Genomic DNA, 2958 nt, shown 5'->3' on the forward strand with positions numbered 1-2958 from the left:
CAGGACGCGGGGATCAATCATCATCGTGGCAAGTCCGACCAATGCACACCGATGCCGTTGCGGCGCTTCGGTTCGGCGACGTCGAGCCGCAGCTGCTGCAGGCCGCGCTGGAAGGCCGCGCGTGCGTCGCGCTCGATGGCGACTTCCGGCCTGCTTCTGATCATGCCTTTGGCGTCGGTAAAGCTCAGGCCCAGTTCGCTGACGGCCTGCCGCGCCATTTCCTTCCGGTCCCACGCCTCGCCACATGCCGTCAGCAATCGCAGCTGGTGCGATTCCAGACCGGGCGCGATGTCGCTCCACCATGCCTGCGTTTCCGGCTGCAGATGATCGGGCGGATCGATCGGGTTGACACGACGGTCAGCGGCGGTCGTGCGCCGTCGCTGTGCGGTCGCCATGATTTCGGCGCTGGATCGTGGGCCACGAAGTCCCATTTCTCGGAATCCCCTTTTTGCCTCGCGCGCGGAAATTTCCAAAACCTATTAACTGTCAATACGCCCTGCGGACCGGTCGGATGTCAGCTCGCTTGAAATTTCGGATTATCCCCCCACCCGTGCGAAAAGAATGCAGCCGATGCCCGCGTTCTGGAGCGTCCAACGAACATCGGCTGCCGACTGATCGTGACCTGACCGAGAGGAAGCAGGGCACGACCGGCCATCTCAGGATCGAGCTGCACACGTTGGCGTGCTCGCCGTGCAGCTCGACACCCATCAATTCACTTGACCAACAGCATCAGCAGCGGCGTCGCGCTCAAGTTCGCTCGCCAGCTGCCGAAACGTATGAGCCAACACACGACGATCGGTCGCATCAACGACTAACGACTGTGCGCCTGTTGCCAGCGCGATGCTTGCGCGCCGCGCGTCGAAGTCCTCGAATGACAGCACCGCGACCAGAAACGAGAAGATGTTCTGCGCATCAGGCGCGATTCGATGATCAGGCATGGTGACCTCGCTTCGGCCATGCCGCGACGATCTTGCGCCCGCTGCGCAGCTCGATGTCGTCGGCCAAACTGGAAACATCGGACGCCAGCGCGTTGACGATCTCGCGCAAATCCGCGACCTCGCCTCGCAGTGCAGCCAGCTCGGCCCTCAGTGCATCTGACGCGTTGTCCTGCCGCTGGGTCAGCTCCTTGTGCATCCGCGCTTCATTGCGCGCGGTCTCCGAGCCGAGCACGCGCGTCAAAAGATCGACAGCGCGGGCGACCTGTTCGTTGACGTGTTGATCCGCATGCCGCATCACCGCGTTCGCGAGCGTCACATCGGCCTGCCGCTGCGTCGGCTTGCGCTGCTGTGCTGCAGGTGGTGTCCATTCCGGCGCTGCGCCACGTGCACGGCGCTCGGCCATGTCGGCGAACGTCTCCGCGTTCTCGGCCTGTAGTCGCTCCATCAGATTTAGCCGCTGTTGCCTGTTCATCGTTAGTTGTCCACTGTCGCCAGCTCGTGATTTTCGATCAGGTCCGCGAGATCGCGCAGCATGTTGGCGAGGTGCAGTCGTTCGATCGACGGCAGCTTCTGCACCATGTAGGCCGTCACGCCTGCCATCTCGCGTACACAACGAATGGCATCGCGGTCTCGCTTCATGATCGCGATGATCAGCGCTTCGATCCTGCCGGAATTTGTCACCACGCCACTCCGGGAATTGTCTGCACCGCGCCGGGCACCAGCACGCCCCAGCAACAGCGCAAGCGAAGTTTGAGCAGCAGCAAGTTTTGTTGCCATGCGCTGAGTGTAGGTGCGGCCACGCTGTTCGGTGAGCCTGCTGTCGAGATCGCCAGCGGCGTTGCGCTTTCGAAATGCGCGGTCGCGACCTCGGAGGTTTCGATCTCAGACACGCCGGAATAGCCGCTTGCAATCCCCATCGGGTCGATACCGACAATGGTGCCTGCGGCCAGCGCCGGGGTGCCGATGATGTCATTGCTGAAGCGCGGACCGGCCAGCAGCCGCAGCGCCAGCGCCTGCGAGCTGTTGGCCACGATGACCATGCGCTCGGGATCGGCGCCTGCCGTCGCCATCGCGGCGGCGATCGTGCGCAAGTCTTCGGTCATCCCGATCAGGCCGGTGGATGCGCTCGCCGCCAGCGGCGCCACGCCGTTGAGCAATCCGGCTGGGCGATCGTCATCAGCGGCGACGGCATCGAACACGACCGCATCGAGCGACTTGCCCGCCTGCTCGCTGAGCACGCGGCCGATCAGCGTGGACGCGGTTTCCGGCACCGCGAATTCGAGTTCACCTGTCACCGCCGTGCCGAGAAGCATCTTGCGGGTCGGACCGAGCGTGGCCAGCGCCGTGGTGCCCATTGCCACCGGCATCGGCTTGCCTTCGCCGACGAACACCGGCTGCGGTGCGACGATGCTCGGCACGCTGAGCAGATGAACACCATCCATATCGACCCGCGTGGCCGCGCTGAAGGCACGCACCGCCGCGCTCATTGGCGTGAGGCCCGACAGGAACAGCCACTTGCTCGCGGTCTGAATGTCCGCCATCGCTGTCGGCGTGACCGCAGCCTTGGCGATCAGCGCGGCTTGATGGTCATGCTGCCAGTGCTGTCGCAGAATTCTATCGGGATGCTGCCCGGTCAGTCGGCCGACCGCGACCGCCGCGAGCCCGCGCGAGATTGAACGGGTGCGGCGAAACTGTTCGAGCTTCGGACTGATCATGTCGGCGGTGGCGGTGGTCATCACGGTGCCCTCGATGGAGTGGCCGTGAGCATCTGCCTGCGCGGAGTCGGCGGGAAGGGCCTCTAGGGGAGTGCGGCACTCCCCTAAGCCACCACCACCCGCCACACCGCAGAGCCCAGCTCCGTCAGCGGCTGGCGGACGATTGACAGCCCGTCGTAAGGCCCGGCCATCCGCTGCAGCACCTTGCCGATCTGTTTGGCGCTCTTACCCGCCAGCGCGGCGCTCAGCCGTTCGTCGTGACCTCGCGCCATGATGTCGGCCACCGTGAAGCAACCGTCGCTGAA

At 64.5% G+C, this 2958-nt stretch carries 6 protein-coding genes; all 6 read right to left on the reverse strand.

Translation table 11 applies throughout. The annotated features are described in order from the left end of the window. Positions 1-20 precede the first annotated feature (20 nt). Complete coding sequence (locus tag AC1RQP_RS40070; RefSeq protein ID WP_492943276.1) at positions 21-395, reverse strand: P27 family phage terminase small subunit; 375 nt, start codon at positions 393-395, stop codon at positions 21-23. 312 nt (positions 396-707) lie between these two features. After that, positions 708-938 carry a hypothetical protein gene (locus tag AC1RQP_RS40075; RefSeq protein ID WP_492943278.1) on the reverse strand — a complete coding sequence of 77 codons (231 nt, stop codon included), beginning with the start codon at positions 936-938 and terminating at the stop codon, positions 708-710. Then, positions 931-1341: a hypothetical protein gene (locus AC1RQP_RS40080; protein WP_492943280.1), complete on the reverse strand. Its 411-nt coding sequence runs from the start codon at positions 1339-1341 to the stop codon at positions 931-933. The genes AC1RQP_RS40075 and AC1RQP_RS40080 overlap by 8 nt, the downstream gene beginning before the upstream one ends. A 71-nt stretch (positions 1342-1412) precedes the next feature. Continuing rightward, positions 1413-1619, reverse strand: coding sequence for a hypothetical protein (locus AC1RQP_RS40085; protein ID WP_492943282.1), 207 nt, complete (start codon positions 1617-1619; stop codon positions 1413-1415). Then, positions 1616-2674 carry a hypothetical protein gene (locus AC1RQP_RS40090; RefSeq protein ID WP_492943284.1) on the reverse strand — a complete coding sequence of 353 codons (1059 nt, stop codon included), beginning with the start codon at positions 2672-2674 and terminating at the stop codon, positions 1616-1618. Before AC1RQP_RS40090 ends, AC1RQP_RS40085 begins: the two co-directional genes overlap by 4 nt. An 83-nt stretch (positions 2675-2757) precedes the next feature. Then, positions 2758-2958 (reverse strand): hypothetical protein (locus tag AC1RQP_RS40095; RefSeq protein WP_492943286.1); only part of this gene is annotated, 201 nt, incomplete at its 5' end.

The organism is Bradyrhizobium sp. GW821-FHT13H06, from assembly GCF_058803975.1.

Excerpts from the sequence above, each read along its gene's own strand:
- AC1RQP_RS40070 (WP_492943276.1), bottom strand. The coding sequence starts at position 395 with ATGGCGACCGCACAGCGACGGCGCACGACCGCCGCTGACCGTCGTGTC.
- AC1RQP_RS40075 (WP_492943278.1), bottom strand. The coding sequence starts at position 938 with ATGCCTGATCATCGAATCGCGCCTGATGCGCAGAACATCTTCTCGTTT.
- AC1RQP_RS40080 (WP_492943280.1), bottom strand. The coding sequence starts at position 1,341 with ATGGCCGAGCGCCGTGCACGTGGCGCAGCGCCGGAATGGACACCACCT.
- AC1RQP_RS40090 (WP_492943284.1), bottom strand. The coding sequence starts at position 2,674 with ATGACCACCGCCACCGCCGACATGATCAGTCCGAAGCTCGAACAGTTT.